Genomic DNA, 14,645 nt, shown 5'->3' on the forward strand with positions numbered 1-14,645 from the left:
TCGCCCTAGATGAAGGAACTCCATCCTTATTCGCCAGAGGAACGGCGCAAGCGGCTAGCCAGGCTGAGGGCGCGCTTTGGCAAGGCGGCGATCGAGCGCGCCAAGCGTGAGATCAAGCCGCTGATCGTGGCCAAGCGCGTCGGGATCGGCCTTTACGACGACGGTTTCATCCATGCCGGCAACCTCGCCTACCTGTCGCTGCTTGCGATGTTTCCCTTCTTCATCCTTGCGGCGGCGGTCGCGCGGCTGTTCGGCCGTACCCAGGACGCTTCCCTGGCCGTCGCGGCGATCCTCGGCCGCTTGCCGGCTGACGTAAGGCATGTGCTCGACGGTCCTATCGAGGAAGTGATCCAGGGTCGTTCGGGTGCGCTGCTCTGGCTGGGTGCGATAGTCGGCCTTTGGACCGCGGCGAGCTTTATCGAAACCATCCGCGACATCTTGCGACGCGCCTATGGCGTCAAATTTTCGGCCAGCTTCTGGCAATATCGCTTGGCCTCGATGGCCGTCATCCTGGCGTCGGTCGTATTGTTGTTCGTCACGTTCGGCCTCACCGTGGTGATGGCATCGGTGCATAATTTCGTGATCGAAAAGTTGCCTATTTCCGAAGGAATCGGGCGCGGGCTCGGCTTTTATCGCCTCGTCCCCGGATTGACGCTGTTCGCCACCTTCTATGTCATCTTCCTGGCGCTGACCCCGTCGCGTTACCGGACCATCGAATGCCGCAAATGGCCCGGCGCCTTGATCGTTACCCTGTGGTGGCTGGTTACGGTTGAGGTGCTACCTGACGTCATCGGCCTGTTCGGCGGCTATGAAACGACCTACGGCAGCCTTGCCGGGGTCATGGTGGCACTGATCTTCTTCTTTGTGATCGGCCTCGGCGTGGTTGCGGGCGCGGAGCTCAACGCCGCCCTAGTCGAGCCGGGCGGAAAAGCGCTAAGGGGCGAGCATTACGAGGGACCGTACGAGGCCGAGCTTCCGGTCGAGGAGCCGGCCCCGGAAGAAGAATTAGCGGCGGCTGCAAGGCGCCAGATAGGGGGGAATTAGCCGATGGGCGGCATCATGACAGGCAAGCGCGGGCTGATCATGGGACTCGCCAACGACCGGTCCCTCGCATGGGGGATTGCCAGGCAGTTGCGCGAGCACGGCGCCGAGCTTGCATTCAGCTACCAGGGCGAAGCGCTGGAAAGGCGCGTGCGCCCATTGGCGGAACAGCTGGGCAGCGACTTGCTGGTCGACTGCGACGTCAGCGACATGGCCGCGCTCGACCGTACGTTCGAGCAGCTTCAGAAGCGCTGGGACAGCCTCGACTTCGTCGTTCACGCGATCGGCTTTTCGGACAAGAATGAGCTTCGCGGCAAATATGTCGAAACCAGCCTCGAGAATTTCCTGCTGACCATGAATATCTCGGTCTACAGCTTCGTCGCGGTCGCGCAGCGCGCCCGCGCGATGATGAGCCCGGGCGGGTCGTTGCTGACCTTGAGCTATTATGGCGCGGAGAAGGTGATCCCGCACTACAACGTCATGGGTGTCGCCAAGGCGGCGCTTGAAACGTCAGTCAAATATCTCGCAGCTGACCTTGGGCCTGACGGCATCCGCGTTAACGCAATCAGCGCCGGGCCGATCAAGACCCTGGCCGCCAGCGGCATCGGCGATTTCCGCTACATCATGAAGTGGAACGAATATAATTCGCCGCTCCGCCGCAATGTCACCATCGAGGATGTTGGGGGCGCGGGCCTCTACCTTTGCTCGGATTTGGCGTCGGGCGTCACCGGCGAGATCCACCATGTCGATGCGGGTTACAATGTGATCGGCATGAAGGCCGAGGACGCGCCCGACATCGCTACGGTCTAATGCCGCGCGTCGGCCGCCACGTCCGCGTGACCGGCCGCGTGCAAGGCGTGTTTTTTCGCGCCTGGACCGCTGAGCAGGCGCGGGCGCTAGGCGTTACCGGTTGGGTGCGAAACTGCCCTGACGGCAGTGTCACGGGACATCTGGGCGGTGAGGAGCCCGCGGTTCAGCAGCTCATCGAACTATTGCACCAGGGTCCGCCATCGGCGCAGGTGGCGGCCGTCGACGTCGAGGTGGTCGAGTTGGAAGTCTCCGACCGGTTTGAGATCAAGCACTAAGAAGCAAATGGATCGCTCACCAGGATCGTATCGTCGCGTTGCGGCGACGTGCTGACCAGCGCGACCGGGCAGCGGATCAGCTCCTCGATCCTGCGGACATATTTGATCGCTTGCGCCGGCAAATCGGCCCAGCTGCGCGCGCCTGCGGTCGTCCCGCTCCAGCCTGGCATTTCCTCGTAGATCGGCTCTGCCCGCGCCTGGTCGGCGGCGTGCGGCGGGAGGTAGTCGTAGGTCTTGTCCCCGATCCGGTATCCGGTGCAGATTTTCACCGTTTCCATCCCGTCGAGCACGTCGATCTTGGTGAGCGCGATGCCGGTGATGCCGCTAACCGCGGCCGATTGGCGTACCAGCACGGCATCGAACCAGCCGCAACGGCGCTGGCGGCCGGTGACCGTTCCGAACTCATGGCCGCGCTCGCCGAGCCGTTGACCGACTTCATCCGAGAGCTCGGTAGGGAAGGGGCCGGAGCCGACGCGGGTCGTGTAGGCCTTGACGATGCCGAGCACGAAGCCCGCCGCGCTGGGGCCCATACCGCTGCCCGATCCGGTCGTCCCGGCGACGGTATTGGACGAGGTGACGAACGGGTAGGTGCCGTGATCGACGTCGAGCAGCACTCCCTGCGCACCCTCGAACAGGATGCGACGGCCGCGCCGGCGGGCCTCGTCGAGGTCGCGCCAGACCGGCCGCGCGAAAGCCAGGACGAAGTCGGCGATTCCTTCGAGGTCGCGCTTCAGGCGATCGCGGTCGACCGGCGGCCAGCCGAAGCCAGCGCGCAAGTGATCATGGTGGGCGCAGAGACGGTCGAGCAGCGGATCGAGCTGGCCGAGGTGAGCGAGGTCGCAGACCCGAATCGCGCGGCGCCCGACCTTGTCCTCATAGGCGGGGCCGATCCCGCGCCGCGTCGTCCCGATCTTGCCCGCGCCAGACGCATCTTCGCGAAGCGCGTCGAGGTCGCGGTGGATCGGCAGGATCAGCGGACAGGTCTCGGCGATCATCAGCACGTCGGGCGTGATGGAGAGGCCCTGGGCCGCAATTTTCTCGATCTCGGCCTTCAGCGCCCAAGGATCGAGCACGACGCCATTGCCGATTACCGAGGGCGTCCCACGAACGATGCCCGAGGGGAGGAGCGAAAGCTTGTAGGTCTCGTTGCCGACGACGAGCGTGTGGCCGGCGTTATGCCCGCCCTGGAATCGCACGACCATGTCGGCACGGCTGGCCAGCCAATCGACGATCTTGCCCTTGCCCTCATCGCCCCACTGCGCGCCGATTACCGTGACGTTGCCCAAGCGAAATTCCTTAACCAGACCGGGTCAGGCCCGGTTCAGCGCGCCTCCTATTGATTGAAGTTCCAACCGTCCAGCTTGGGAGGCTGAAATGCGGTGGATGTTGGTTGCGATAATTGGTGCGACGGCGATTGGTGGAATCGCCCTGGCCCAGCGCGAGCGGCTTCCGGCGGAGTGCCGGCAGGAGATATTCCAGCTTTGCAGAGGTGCGGAAGGCGGTTTCCGCCAGTGCCTGATGACGGCGATGCCGAAACTGAGCGATCCCTGCCGCAAGGCGATCGGCGAGCGCGCCGCAGAGGCATATCCGCCGGCACCGGGCACGGTCGAACATAGCTATGGCACCGACCCGAGGCAGCGGCTCGACCTGGTCAAGCCGGCGGGTGTGGCGAGGGCTCCGGTGCTGCTATTCGTCCATGGCGGCGGCTGGTCGATCGGCGACAAGGCCCATGCCGCGCCCGAAAAGGCACGATGGGCCAATGCCAAGGGCTGGGCCTTCGCCAGCACCAATTACCGGCTGGTGCCGCAGGCGACGGTCGAGAGCCAAGCGGCCGATGTCGCCAGCGCCGTCGCCTGGCTTCGCGCCAATGCGGATAGGCTAGGCCTCGACGCCGACCGGATCGTGCTGATGGGGCATAGTGCCGGGGCTCATCTCGTCGCGCTGGTCGGCACCGATCCGCAATATCTCAGGGCCTCCGGGGTGCCGATGGGTGCGGTGAATGGCGTCGTGCTCCTGGACGGCGCCGGTTATGACGTGCCGACCCAGGCCAGCGCCGAGATGAACATCGTCAAGCCTATGTACGAGGCGGCGTTCAGCAAGGACCCGAAGCGGCAGGCAGCGCTATCCCCGACCCGCCACGCCGCCGCGCCCAATGTCGCGCGCTGGCTGATCCTGCCGATCGAGCGCCGCCAGGACAGCCAGGCGCAGTCGAGGGTGTTGGCTGACGCCCTCAACCGAGCCGGCGCCAGCGCCGCGGTCGTGGCTGTCCCCGACGAAAGCCACGGCTCGCTCAATAAGGGGCTGGGCGAGGCGGGCGACTTCGCGACTGAGCAGGTTGAGCGTTTCTTGGTCGGAGCACGCTAATGACCGCAATGGGTGGAAATCTGTCATTGCCCACAAGGCCCCCGGCCCGATCAACCAAGTTTCCAAGGCAGCAGCAGCGGGCATGCAGTGTTGCGCGGCGAGACGGCTTCCTACGGCGCGCTGCGGGCGCGCCGGTTATGCATGTCGACGGCGCCGCTGCGGAGCGGCGTGGCCGAGATCAGCTCGAGCCGTCGCGTGCTGGGCAGCCCGCTCAGTTAGAGGGTTGGGCGGTGTCCGAGCTCCCCATTAACCCGGAACTTCCGCGCGGGCGCATGATCGCTTATGCGGCGATCGGTACGATTGCCGGGCTGACGGCGGGACTCGGCAATGCGCTGGTCAGCGTCAGCCTAGCATCCGGACAAGTCGGTGGTTTCACTCATCAAGACGGAGGCGCGCTAGATGGACTCGACACTCGCCGCACTAATCGGAGCTGTGATCGGCGGCGGATTATCGGTGTTGGCTTCCTGGCTGGCGCAGCGCGTGCAATCGAAATCGCAATGGCTGATTCAGGAAGTTCGGCGAAGGCAAGACCTCTACAGCGAATTCGTTGAGGCGGCCGCATGCTGCTTCGGCGATGCCTTGCTAGAGAACGAGCCAGACACAGCGCGGATTGCCAACCTTTATGGCGAGATGGGACGCATGCGGCTCGTATCATCGGAGCCTGTGCTGAAGGAAGCCAATCGGATCGTGCACAGAATCCTGGATACTTACAATGACGCCAACCGGAGCAAAACTGAAGTTAGGGACTTCCTTGCCCATGACTCAGTCGACCTGTTTTCGGATTTTGGGAACGCGTGCCGCACGGAGCTCATTGGGCTCCAGCCGCTGCGCATAGGCATCGAGGGCCCGTCGATGTTCCGGATTACGCCCCTGCCTGGCGAGCGCGCTTCGGATTGAGTCCGCGAGAGCAGAGAGCCGCTGCCTAGGCGCACTCTCGAGCTTCCGGTCGGCCGGCGAATTTGGCATGCCGACGGCGCATCCAACGAGGGCCCGAACATGACCGACACGACCGTGCCGAGCGGCGATCCGACTTATCGCGGCATCGTCTATCCCTGGCACTGTGACCATATGGGGCACATGAATGTCATGTGGTACGTGGGCAAATTCGACGAGGCCACCTGGACATTGATGGCGCGTGTCGGGCTAACGGCAGGCTATCTGCGGTCCGCCGGTCGCGGCATGGCGGCGGTCGAGCAACAAATATCTTACCGGCGGGAGCTGCTCGCCGGCGACGCCATCTCGATATTCTCCGAATTCATCGAAGTTAAGGAAAAGGCCGTGCGCTTCCGCCATGTCATGGTTTGCGACAGCGACGGGGCGATTGCCGCGGAAACGACGTTGACCGGCGTGCACATCGATACCGGCCTGCGGAAAGCTTGTAGCTTCGATCCCGCCATCAAGGCGCGGTTTCAGCTTCAGGAGCAATAACTCCGTTGGCTTCAAATCAGCTATGCAGCGGCGGCTTTGCCTGAAGCCGCATCATCTGGTCAAAACCGCAGCGGCACGACTTCCCGAACGCCCTCGAGCTTCGACAGAGTTCCCACCACGGCTGGAGGGACATCGCCGTCGACAGCAACCAAGGCTACCGCCTCTCCGCCCGCGGCACGACGGCCGAGGTTGAAGGTGGCGATGTTGATCCCGGCCTCACCCAGCGCGGTGCCGAGCTTGCCGATGAAGCCTGGCGCGTCGGTGTTGACGATGTAGATCATCGATCCGGTCAGCTCGGCCTCGACCTCGACCCCGAACATTTCGACCAGGCGCGGCGCCTTGTTGCCGAACAATGTTCCGGCAACGCGGCGGACGCCGTGCGAAGTGCCGACCTCGACCGCGACCAGCGTGTGATAATCGCCCTCTCGGTCGTGGCGGACCTCCTTGACGTCGAGCCCACGTTCCTTGGCCAGGAACGGCGCGTTCACCATGTTCACCGTCTGCGAATAGGTGCCCATCAGCCCGGCGAGCACGGCGCCGGTGATTGGCTTCTGATTGAGCGCGGCGGCCGCGCCCTCCACTTCGACCGCAACCGAGCGAACGTCTTCGCCGAGAATCTGCCCGGCAAGCTTTCCGAGATTCTCGGCGAGCGCCATATAGGGCCGGAGGCGCGGCGCCTCCTCGGCACTCAACGACGGCATGTTGATCGCATTGGTGACGCCGCCCAGCAGCAGATAATCGCTCATCTGCTCGGCGACCTGGATCGCGACATTGACCTGCGCCTCGCTCGTCGAGGCGCCGAGGTGGGGAGTCGAGATGAAGCCCGGCGTGCCGAATAGCGGCGAAGCGGTGGCGGGTTCCGTTTCGAATACGTCGAGCGCCGCACCCGCGACATGACCGCTGTCGAGCGCTTCCTTCAGCGCCTGCTCGTCGATCAGCCCGCCACGGGCACAATTGACGATGCGCACGCCCTTCTTCGTCTTGGCTAAGTTTTCGCGCGATAGAATGTTGCGGGTTTGATCCGTGAGCGGCGTGTGCAGCGTAATGAAGTCGGCGCGCCTCAAAAGCTCGTCGAGCTCGACCTTGTCGACGCCGAGCTCGACGGCCCGTTCGGGGGTGAGGAACGGATCGTAAGCGGCGACTTTCATCCTGAGGCCGAGTGCCCTCGTCGCGACGATCGAACCGATGTTGCCGGCACCGATCAGGCCGATCGTCTTGCCGGTAACCTCGACGCCCATGAAGCGGTTCTTCTCCCACTTGCCGGCTTGGGTAGAAGCGTCTGCCTCCGGGAGCTGGCGGGCCAGCGCGAACATCAGCGCAATCGCATGCTCGGCCGTGGTGATCGAATTGCCGAACGGTGTATTCATTACGACCACGCCGCGTGCGGTGGCGGCAGGGATGTCGACATTGTCGACGCCGATTCCGGCCCGGCCGACAACCTTGAGGTTGGTTGCCGCTTCCAGGATCGGCTTGGTCACCTTGGTCGCCGAGCGGATGGCCAGCCCATCATAGTCGCCGATGATGGACTTCAGCTCTTCCGGCGTCAGCCCGGGCCTTTCGTCGACTTCGATACCCCGATCACGAAAAATGGCGGCTGCCCGGGGGTCCATCTTGTCGGAAATAAGGACGCGTACGGTCATTGGCATTGCTCCCAGGCCCAATCGAGCCAGGGCCCGAGCGCTTCGATGTCGGCGGTGTCGATCGTGGCGCCGCACCAGATTCGTAAGCCCGGCGGCGCGTCGCGATAGCCGGCGATGTCAAAGGCCGCGCCTTCCGCTTCGAGCAGCTTGGCGAACCGCTTGATGAAATCCACGTCGGCCCCGTCGACCGTCAGGCAGACGCTGGTTTTCGACCGGCTGGTCGGGTCCTGGGCGAGGTGGCCGAGCCAGTTGCGGCCCTCGACGATCCGATCGAGCGCGGCGGCATTGGCGGCGGTCCGAGCGATCATGCCCTGGAGGCCGCCGACCGATTTGGCCCATTCGAGCGCAACGATCGCGTCCTCGACGGCCAACATCGACGGCGTATTGATCGTCTCGCCGGTGAAAATCCCCTCAATCAATTTACCACCTTTGGTAAGCCGGAAGATCTTGGGCAGTGGCCGGTCAGGGGTGAAGCTTTCGAGCCGCTCGCCCGCGCGCGGGCCGAGGATCAGGACGCCATGTCCGCCTTCGCCGCCCAGTGCCTTTTGCCAGCTGAACGTGGCGACATCGATCCTGTCCCATGGCAGGTCATAGGCGAACACGGCGCTGGTCGCGTCGGCGAAGCTCAATCCCTCGCGGTCGTCCGCGATCCACTCGCCGTGCGGGACCCGGACGCCAGAAGTCGTTCCATTCCAGGTGAACAGCACATCGTCCGACCAGTCGACCTGCCGGAGGTCTGGAAGTTCGCCATAATCCGCCCGGATGATCGTCGGGTCGAGCTTCAGCTGCTTGACCGCGTCAGTCACCCATCCTTCGCCGAAGCTTTCCCAAGCAAGGCAGGTGACGGGGCGTGCACCCAGCATGGACCACATCGCCATTTCGAATGCGCCGGTGTCGGAACCGGCAACGATACCGATCCGATGTGAGTCGGGAAGCTGGAGCATCTCGCGCATCAGGTCGATGGCGAGCTTCAACCGCGCCTTGCCCAGCGCGCTGCGGTGCGAGCGGCCGAGGATCCTTGTGTCGATTTGATTGGGATTCCAGCCCGGCGGCTTCGCGCAGGGACCGGACGAAAAATGCGGGCGCTTGGGGCGCACCGCAGGTGGGGTCTTCATCACTGTCAACTCTCCTTGCAGAGAGCACGCGCCGCGTTGGGACGGCGTGGCCCGTCGCAGGCTTTAGCGGGGAATTGCAGCAAGTGGGAAGGACCAATTTTGCAGGTGCGAAAGAATCACTCACGAAAAGAGCAGGTAAATTCCGGTTAAATTCTTAACCTAACGCAAGTCGGAATAACGGTTCGTCGTAGTGTGCCCGCACTTCACCCTAAGACGGGGAACCGAAGGTTGAATTGATTAACCACTCCGGGTCAGTGTCACCATTCCGTCAGGCGAGGGCAATCGCTTGATGGAATAGCGGGGCTGGGGAGCTCCATAACCGATGAACTACTGCACCGGGCACGACTGCTGTGCCTGGCGCCAGTGACTTGAGGAGTTGGGCGGAGCCATGACCCAAGCGGCAATCGCGACGACCAGGATTTTCCAAACGCGGGACCTGTTCGTCCACGACGGCAGTCATCTTCGCCGACTGCGCCTTTCGGCGCCGGTGCAAATGGCGATGTTTGTGACGATGCTGCTGTTGCTTTGCTGGTCCGCTTACTCCGCATTCCGTCTGATTGTTGCTCCTGCTTCCCTGACGGCCGCTCCGGCGGCCGTTTCTTCGGATATCGCCCGTCTTGCCGCCGCCACCGAATTGCGCGTCAAGCAAATCGAGCAGCGCCAGCAGGTCCTTGCCGCGATCATCGCCGGACAGAAGGTCGATCCGGAAGCGATCGCCAAGCTTGGCTACGTCCTCCCCAAGGGTGGTAAGCTGGCTCAGGGCGGTCCGTTCGATTCCGCTACGCAGGCGGACCCGACGTTCAAATCACTGTTCACGAGCTGGAAGAAGCTCGACAACCTTGCCGACGGCGCCATCGCCGTCCCCTCCGACAAGCCGGTCAAGACCGCCGAATTCACTTCGGGCTATGGCGTCCGTTCCGATCCATTCAACGGCGGCGCGGCTCGGCATATGGGCATCGACCTTGCCGGGCCGACGGGAACCGCAATCTATGCCACCGCCGACGGCACCGTCAGCGAAGCCGGCTGGAACAACGGCGGTTATGGCAACCTCGTCAAGATCGACCACGGCCGCGGCATCGAAACTCGCTACGGCCACCTTTCGGCCATCCTGGTGCGCCCCGGCCAGCATGTTACCCGCGGCCAGCAAATTGCGCGCATGGGTTCGACGGGCCGTTCGACCGGCAGCCACCTCCACTATGAGGTCCGGATCGACAGCCGCGCGGTTAATCCAATCCCGTTCATGAAGTCGAACGACTATCTGCTGGCGATGCAGAAGAATGGCGCCGGCACCCATTCGATGGACGCAGTCGCGCTGGGCGGCCCCAAGCGCTAAGCTTGCCGCCATCCCTTCGCGTCCCTATCTCGCGGACGTGACCGCAGTGACCCTCTCCCCCAGCGCCGCCAAGCGCGTAGCCTTCATCGCCGGCAAGCAAGGCAAGCCCGCCGTGCTTCGCCTCTCTGTCGACGGCGGCGGCTGCGCAGGATTCTCCTACCGATTTTCGCTTGGAGAGCCCGAAGAAGGCGATGTGGTCGCAAGTACCGATGGAGTCAGCCTGGTGGTCGACCCGGTCAGCCTTGAGCTGCTCGAAGGGTCGGAAGTGGACTATGTCGAGGAGCTGGGCGGAGCGTCGTTCAAGGTAACCAACCCAAATGCCGCGTCGGGTTGCGGCTGCGGGTCCAGCTTTTCCGTTTGATTGAGGATTGAGCCCCGCTAGGGAAGCGGAGTGAAACTCGTCACCTTCAACATCAACGGGATCCGCGCGCGAATGCCGCGCCTGCTCGAATATCTCGAGCGGGAAGCGCCCGACGTCGCCTGCCTCCAGGAACTGAAATGCGCCGACGACTCACTGCCGATCGGCGAGATCGAGGCGGCGGGCTACAACGCCGTCTGGCATGGCCAGAAGGGCTTCAACGGCGTCGCAATCCTATCCAAGGGCGAAGCGCCAGTCCTCCGCCAGGTCGGCCTTCCGGGCGACCCCGACGACAGCCACAGCCGCTATATCGAGGCCGAAGCGAAGGGCATGATCATCGCATCGATTTACCTGCCCAACGGCAATCCAATCGGCACCGAGAAGTTCGATTACAAACTCCGCTGGATGGACCGGCTTCGCGAGCGTGCGGCAGCCATCCTGGCCGAAGAGCAGCCGGCGGTGCTGGCCGGCGATTTCAACGTCATTCCCGAGGATCGCGATACGTTTTCCCGCCGGGCGATGGCCGATGATGCCCTGTTTCAGCCGGAGAGCCAGGCCGCGTTCCGAAGAATCGTAAACCAGGGTTGGACAGACGCGCTGCGGGCGCTCCATCCGAACGAGGAACGGCTCTACACCTTCTGGGATTATACCGCAGGCGCCTGGCCGCGTGACGCAGGGTTTAGAATCGACCACCTGCTCTGCTCCCCACAAGCTGCGGACCGGCTGCTGGGTGCGGAGGTTCACAAATCGGCGCGCGGCGAGGAGAAGGCCTCCGATCACGCACCGGTTGCGATCGAACTAGCCTAGGCCCTTATCAATTCCGCGGTTGTGACGACCCGGCAGAATTCGAAGCCGAGGGTTGCGACATGGGCGGCATGGATCGCCTCGGCCGAGATCGTCCCGCCCATGCCGTCAGGCAGTTCGAAGCAATCGCACGCGTCGGCAGCCAGCATCATGTCCCAACCCATATTGGCGCCGGTGCGGATCGTGGTCGAAACGCACATGTCGGTTGAAATGCCGAAGGCAATCACATGGCGAGCACCCAGCCGCCTGAGCCTCAGGTCAAGGTCGGTTCCGATGAACGCGCTGTTGACGCTCTTGCTGACCATGGGCTCGCCGGCCAAAGGCTCGAAACCCGGCCGGAACCGATTGCCCGCAGAGCCGGGGGCAAGCGATGATCCTTTGGTCACCGAGTCATGCCGTACGTGAATGATGGGCCGGCCCGTCTCCCGCCAGCGTCGGATCAGCGCCAGCCCATTGCCATCGACCGCTTTATTCCAGCGCCGTGGCCAGGCCTCGCCATCGAACGCCTGCTGCATGTCGATCGGCAATAAAACGGCACGTTCATAATCGACTGTCATCTCACGGTCTCCAAAGTTCGAGCCGGATATGCCTATTTCCTCCGCCGGTTTCATTGGGCATCATGCCGGAATTGCCGGCAGAATGACGGAATTGGCATTGGACGATCGCGACCGGTTGCTGGTGGACCTTCTGCGGCGCGATGCGCGCCGCCCCATTGTCGCGCTCGCCAAAGATCTCAATCTGTCGCGCAGCGCCACCCAGGATCGCCTGGCCAAGCTGCAGGCTTCCGGAATCATCGGCGGCTTTACAATCCGTGAGGGCAATGCGGTCGGTGCGCGCCAATCCGCCTATCTGATGGTGAGCTTCGAACCCGGTTATCATTGCGCCCAGGTCGTCCCGAAGCTTCAACGAATTAGCTCAATCGGATTAATCCATTCGGTCACCGGACCGATCGACCTGGTGATCAGGATCGACGCTGCGGACGTTGCCGGCATCGAAGCGAGCCGATCGGCAGTTGCCGCAATCCCAGGCGTCGCCTCGGTCTCGACGTCGGTCGTGCTCGACCGGCATCTCGATTGAATCCGGCCTAAAGCGCTTTCTCGTAAATCCGGTAGGTGTGGTTGATCCCGGCACCCGGCAATTGGGCGATCGACATCATTCCCTGGTTGTCCTCGAGCACCCAGCCGAACTCGCCGACATTGATGCCATATTTGTCGACGCAGACGCGGCGGGTGAATTCGATCAGCATGAAGGCCAGTTGGCTGGCCATTCGTCCGCCCTGGAGCGACTTGCGGACACCCATCAGTGGAACGCGCACCCGGCGGGTCGTTACGTTGTGGAGGCGCCACAGCAGTTTCGCCCAGCCAAACGGGAACAGCTTGCCGTCGAGGTCGCGGATCATCTCGTTGAGGTCGGGAATGGTGATCATGAAAGCAACCGGCTCACCGTCGACCTCGGCGATCTTGACCAGGTCCTCGACGATGATCGGTTTCAACTTCTTGCCTGCATAGGCGATTTCGGCATCGGTCAGCGGGACGAAGCCCCAATTGTCCGACCAGGCGTCGTTCAATATCTCAAGGATGATGGCCGCTTCCTGGTCGAATTTCGACTTGTCGACGTCGCGGATTCGGATGCGGGGATTGTTTTCGCCCGCCTTGATGAGCCGGTCGATGACCGGGATCATGTCGATGCGGATGTCGAGTTCGAAAGTATAGAGATCCTTGGCCTTGCCGTATCCGGCGGCCTCGATCCATGCGCGATATTCCGGGCGATGGTGGCCCATCATCACCAGCGGCGGCTCCTCAAATCCCTTGATCAGCAAGCCCGGCTCATCCCAGATGGAAATGGAGATTGGCCCAAGCGCCTTGGTCATCCCCTGATCCCGCAGCCATCCCTCCGCAGTCGCGATCAACGCTGCCGCGGTTTCACCGTCGAGCGCTTCGAACATCCCCCACTGGCCAAGACCGGGTTCCATATGGACCTGGACCAAATCGTCGACCTGGGCGCTGATCCGGCCGACGACCTTGCCGCCGCGCGACGCCAGCCAAAGCTCCGCCTTGCCATGCCCGAACCAGGGATTTTTGCGGGGATCGAGGAGCCCATGCACCTCGTCCTTCAACGGCGGGACCCAGCACGGGTCGTGCCGGTACACCTCCCAGGCGAAATCGACGAACGCCTTGCGGTCAGCCTTGGTCGTTACGGGGCGGATGATGATGTCAGAGCTCATCCCTAATCCGTTGCAGGCGGCAGGAGTTGGCGCAACCGATTAATCGATGAGAGCCATGCCCGGCTATCCTCTAAGGCCCGCGCTTGGCCCTTTCGTCGCCACGATGGTGCCACTATCTCCTGCAAGTGGCCGCTTTCCCATGAGCAAGTCCGTCACCCTCGACCGTTCGACCGCGCCCGATTCCGCGGGCAAGGCCGTTCCTGCGCCCAGCGGCGACGACAATGCGATGCTCAAGGCCACCGCCAGCCTGACCCGCAACCTCAATGTCGCCCGGCCCGCAATTTACTGGGCGGACATGCTCGGATCATTGCTGCTCGGCTACGGCGCCATGGCCGCCACCATTGCCACCGGTTCGACCATCGCTGCGCTGATCGCCGGCCTGGTCGCAGTGCTTGCCCTCTATCGCGCCGGCAGCTTCATTCACGAAATCACCCATATGAAGCCCAACGCGGTACCCGGCTTCTACTGGACGTGGAATGCACTCGTCGGGATCCCGCTGCTGATCCCATCCTTCATGTACGAAGGCGTGCACAACCAGCATCATGCCAAAACCTATTATGGGACGGCGGAGGATCCCGAATATCTGCCGCTCGCCCTAATGCACCCGTGGACTCTTCCGGCATTCCTGATCGCCGCGGCCCTGGCCCCTATCGGCATGCTCATCCGCTTTGGCCTGCTGGCGCCGCTGTCGCTGCTGTCGTCGAAGCTGCGGGAGACGGTGGTCGCAAAGCTTTCCGGGCTACAGATCAACCCCCGCTTCCGCCGGCCTAAGCCGACGGGCGATTTCAAGCGACGCTGGACGATCCAGGAAACCGCCGCGAGCCTGTGGGCCATTACGCTTCTTGCACTGGTCGCGACCGGGCTTGTCCCGCTGCGCGCCTTCCTGATTTTCCTGGGCATCTCGTCCGGCGTGATGTTCCTCAACCAGATCCGCACCCTGGTCGCGCACCTGTGGGAGAATGACGGCGAGCCGATGAGCGTCACGGAGCAGTATCTCGACAGCGTCAACGTTCCGCCGCCGGGGGTATTGCCGGCGCTGTGGGCACCGGTTGGCCTGCGTTATCACGCTCTTCACCATTTGCTGCCTGGCTTGCCCTATCATGCCCTTGGTGAGGCGCATCGGCGCATAACGACGGCGCTTGGTCGGGAATCGGCTTACTTCCGATCAAACCACCGCGGGCTTTCACCGCTGGTCGTGCGACTGGCCGTTAGTAGCTGGAAGGGCGTCGCCCGATAATTTGGCCAAGCCGACT

16 protein-coding genes are annotated in these 14,645 nt (G+C 63.2%); 11 read left to right on the forward strand and 5 right to left on the reverse strand.

Annotation, left to right across the window (positions count from 1 at the left end; genetic code table 11):
• Positions 1 to 9 precede the first annotated feature (9 nt).
• From LVY65_RS09795 to LVY65_RS09805, 3 genes are read left to right on the forward strand one after another with little or no spacing between them, the layout of a single operon-like run.
• Positions 10 to 1,044 (forward strand): YihY/virulence factor BrkB family protein, encoded by a 1,035-nt coding sequence (locus tag LVY65_RS09795; RefSeq protein ID WP_235067887.1) that lies wholly within the window; start codon positions 10 to 12, stop codon positions 1,042 to 1,044.
• 3 nt (positions 1,045 to 1,047) lie between these two features.
• Positions 1,048 to 1,851 (forward strand): enoyl-ACP reductase FabI, encoded by an 804-nt coding sequence (gene fabI, locus LVY65_RS09800; RefSeq protein ID WP_235067888.1) that lies wholly within the window; start codon positions 1,048 to 1,050, stop codon positions 1,849 to 1,851.
• On the forward strand, positions 1,851 to 2,126 hold the full coding sequence (locus LVY65_RS09805; RefSeq protein ID WP_235067889.1) for an acylphosphatase: 276 nt from the start codon (positions 1,851 to 1,853) through the stop codon (positions 2,124 to 2,126). The genes fabI and LVY65_RS09805 overlap by 1 nt, the downstream gene beginning before the upstream one ends.
• Here LVY65_RS09805 and LVY65_RS09810 read toward each other — a convergent pair.
• Positions 2,123 to 3,412 carry an adenylosuccinate synthase gene (locus tag LVY65_RS09810; RefSeq protein ID WP_235067891.1) on the reverse strand — a complete coding sequence of 430 codons (1,290 nt, stop codon included), beginning with the start codon at positions 3,410 to 3,412 and terminating at the stop codon, positions 2,123 to 2,125. The two genes, LVY65_RS09805 and LVY65_RS09810, sit on opposite strands and share 4 nt — an antisense overlap.
• Before the next feature lie 88 nt (positions 3,413 to 3,500).
• On the opposite strand from LVY65_RS09810, the gene LVY65_RS09815 reads away from it, so the two are divergent.
• The 3 genes from LVY65_RS09815 (at position 3,501) to LVY65_RS09825 (ending at position 5,918) form a co-directional block, all read left to right on the forward strand.
• Entirely contained in the window at positions 3,501 to 4,490 is a 990-nt protein-coding gene (locus tag LVY65_RS09815; RefSeq protein WP_235067893.1) for an alpha/beta hydrolase, read from the forward strand.
• Positions 4,491 to 4,922: 432 nt separating this feature from the next.
• The gene (locus tag LVY65_RS09820; RefSeq protein ID WP_235067895.1) at positions 4,923 to 5,387 is read left to right on the forward strand and encodes a conserved oligomeric Golgi complex subunit 4; all 465 of its coding nucleotides are present in this window, start codon (positions 4,923 to 4,925) and stop codon (positions 5,385 to 5,387) included.
• Between the two features lie 99 nt (positions 5,388 to 5,486).
• On the forward strand, positions 5,487 to 5,918 hold the full coding sequence (locus tag LVY65_RS09825; RefSeq protein ID WP_235067896.1) for an acyl-CoA thioesterase: 432 nt from the start codon (positions 5,487 to 5,489) through the stop codon (positions 5,916 to 5,918).
• 59 nt (positions 5,919 to 5,977) lie between these two features.
• Here the strand turns inward: LVY65_RS09825 and serA are convergent, their stop codons facing one another.
• Both serA and LVY65_RS09835 read right to left on the reverse strand, forming a co-directional pair.
• The gene (serA, locus tag LVY65_RS09830) at positions 5,978 to 7,558 is read right to left on the reverse strand and encodes a phosphoglycerate dehydrogenase (RefSeq protein ID WP_408021984.1); all 1,581 of its coding nucleotides are present in this window, start codon (positions 7,556 to 7,558) and stop codon (positions 5,978 to 5,980) included.
• On the reverse strand, positions 7,555 to 8,673 hold the full coding sequence (locus LVY65_RS09835; protein ID WP_235067898.1) for a phosphoserine transaminase: 1,119 nt from the start codon (positions 8,671 to 8,673) through the stop codon (positions 7,555 to 7,557). Before LVY65_RS09835 ends, serA begins: the two co-directional genes overlap by 4 nt.
• 388 nt (positions 8,674 to 9,061) lie before the next feature.
• Here LVY65_RS09835 and LVY65_RS09840 point away from each other — a divergent pair, with 388 nt between their 5' ends.
• The 3 genes from LVY65_RS09840 to xth are packed head-to-tail and all read left to right on the forward strand — an operon-like array spanning position 9,062 to position 11,171.
• On the forward strand, positions 9,062 to 10,006 hold the full coding sequence (locus LVY65_RS09840) for a M23 family metallopeptidase (protein ID WP_235067899.1): 945 nt from the start codon (positions 9,062 to 9,064) through the stop codon (positions 10,004 to 10,006).
• 37 nt (positions 10,007 to 10,043) lie between these two features.
• Entirely contained in the window at positions 10,044 to 10,367 is a 324-nt protein-coding gene (locus tag LVY65_RS09845; protein ID WP_235067900.1) for a HesB/IscA family protein, read from the forward strand.
• 30 nt (positions 10,368 to 10,397) lie between these two features.
• Complete coding sequence (xth, locus tag LVY65_RS09850; RefSeq protein ID WP_235067901.1) at positions 10,398 to 11,171, forward strand: exodeoxyribonuclease III; 774 nt, start codon at positions 10,398 to 10,400, stop codon at positions 11,169 to 11,171.
• Here xth and LVY65_RS09855 read toward each other — a convergent pair.
• Positions 11,168 to 11,725 (reverse strand): cysteine hydrolase family protein, encoded by a 558-nt coding sequence (locus LVY65_RS09855; protein ID WP_235067902.1) that lies wholly within the window; start codon positions 11,723 to 11,725, stop codon positions 11,168 to 11,170. The genes xth and LVY65_RS09855 overlap by 4 nt on opposite strands.
• An 82-nt stretch (positions 11,726 to 11,807) precedes the next feature.
• Between LVY65_RS09855 and LVY65_RS09860 the strand changes: the two genes are divergently transcribed.
• Entirely contained in the window at positions 11,808 to 12,245 is a 438-nt protein-coding gene (locus LVY65_RS09860; RefSeq protein WP_235067904.1) for an Lrp/AsnC family transcriptional regulator, read from the forward strand.
• Positions 12,246 to 12,252: 7 nt separating this feature from the next.
• Here LVY65_RS09860 and LVY65_RS09865 read toward each other — a convergent pair whose 3' ends face one another.
• Positions 12,253 to 13,392: an N-acetyltransferase gene (locus LVY65_RS09865; RefSeq protein WP_235067906.1), complete on the reverse strand. Its 1,140-nt coding sequence runs from the start codon at positions 13,390 to 13,392 to the stop codon at positions 12,253 to 12,255.
• 139 nt (positions 13,393 to 13,531) lie between these two features.
• On the opposite strand from LVY65_RS09865, the gene LVY65_RS09870 reads away from it, so the two are divergent.
• Positions 13,532 to 14,629, forward strand: a complete 1,098-nt coding sequence (locus tag LVY65_RS09870) for a fatty acid desaturase family protein (protein ID WP_235067907.1) — start codon at positions 13,532 to 13,534, stop codon at positions 14,627 to 14,629.
• Positions 14,630 to 14,645 lie beyond the last annotated feature (16 nt).

This window comes from Sphingomonas cremea, assembly GCF_021502585.1.
Classification (GTDB): domain Bacteria; phylum Pseudomonadota; class Alphaproteobacteria; order Sphingomonadales; family Sphingomonadaceae; genus Sphingomicrobium; species Sphingomicrobium cremea.

What these genes read in the sequence shown, in the direction of transcription:
- LVY65_RS09840 (WP_235067899.1), top strand. Translation starts at nt 9,062, where the DNA reads ATGACCCAAGCGGCAATCGCGACGACCAGGATTTTCCAAACGCGGGAC.
- LVY65_RS09815 (WP_235067893.1), top strand. Translation starts at nt 3,501, where the DNA reads ATGCGGTGGATGTTGGTTGCGATAATTGGTGCGACGGCGATTGGTGGA.
- LVY65_RS09825 (WP_235067896.1), top strand. Translation starts at nt 5,487, where the DNA reads ATGACCGACACGACCGTGCCGAGCGGCGATCCGACTTATCGCGGCATC.
- LVY65_RS09860 (WP_235067904.1), top strand. Translation starts at nt 11,808, where the DNA reads ATGACGGAATTGGCATTGGACGATCGCGACCGGTTGCTGGTGGACCTT.
- serA (WP_408021984.1), bottom strand. Translation starts at nt 7,558, where the DNA reads ATGACCGTACGCGTCCTTATTTCCGACAAGATGGACCCCCGGGCAGCC.
- fabI (WP_235067888.1), top strand. Translation starts at nt 1,048, where the DNA reads ATGGGCGGCATCATGACAGGCAAGCGCGGGCTGATCATGGGACTCGCC.
- LVY65_RS09870 (WP_235067907.1), top strand. Translation starts at nt 13,532, where the DNA reads ATGAGCAAGTCCGTCACCCTCGACCGTTCGACCGCGCCCGATTCCGCG.
- LVY65_RS09795 (WP_235067887.1), top strand. Translation starts at nt 10, where the DNA reads ATGAAGGAACTCCATCCTTATTCGCCAGAGGAACGGCGCAAGCGGCTA.
- LVY65_RS09805 (WP_235067889.1), top strand. Translation starts at nt 1,851, where the DNA reads ATGCCGCGCGTCGGCCGCCACGTCCGCGTGACCGGCCGCGTGCAAGGC.
- LVY65_RS09835 (WP_235067898.1), bottom strand. Translation starts at nt 8,673, where the DNA reads ATGAAGACCCCACCTGCGGTGCGCCCCAAGCGCCCGCATTTTTCGTCC.
- LVY65_RS09865 (WP_235067906.1), bottom strand. Translation starts at nt 13,392, where the DNA reads ATGAGCTCTGACATCATCATCCGCCCCGTAACGACCAAGGCTGACCGC.
- LVY65_RS09855 (WP_235067902.1), bottom strand. Translation starts at nt 11,725, where the DNA reads ATGACAGTCGATTATGAACGTGCCGTTTTATTGCCGATCGACATGCAG.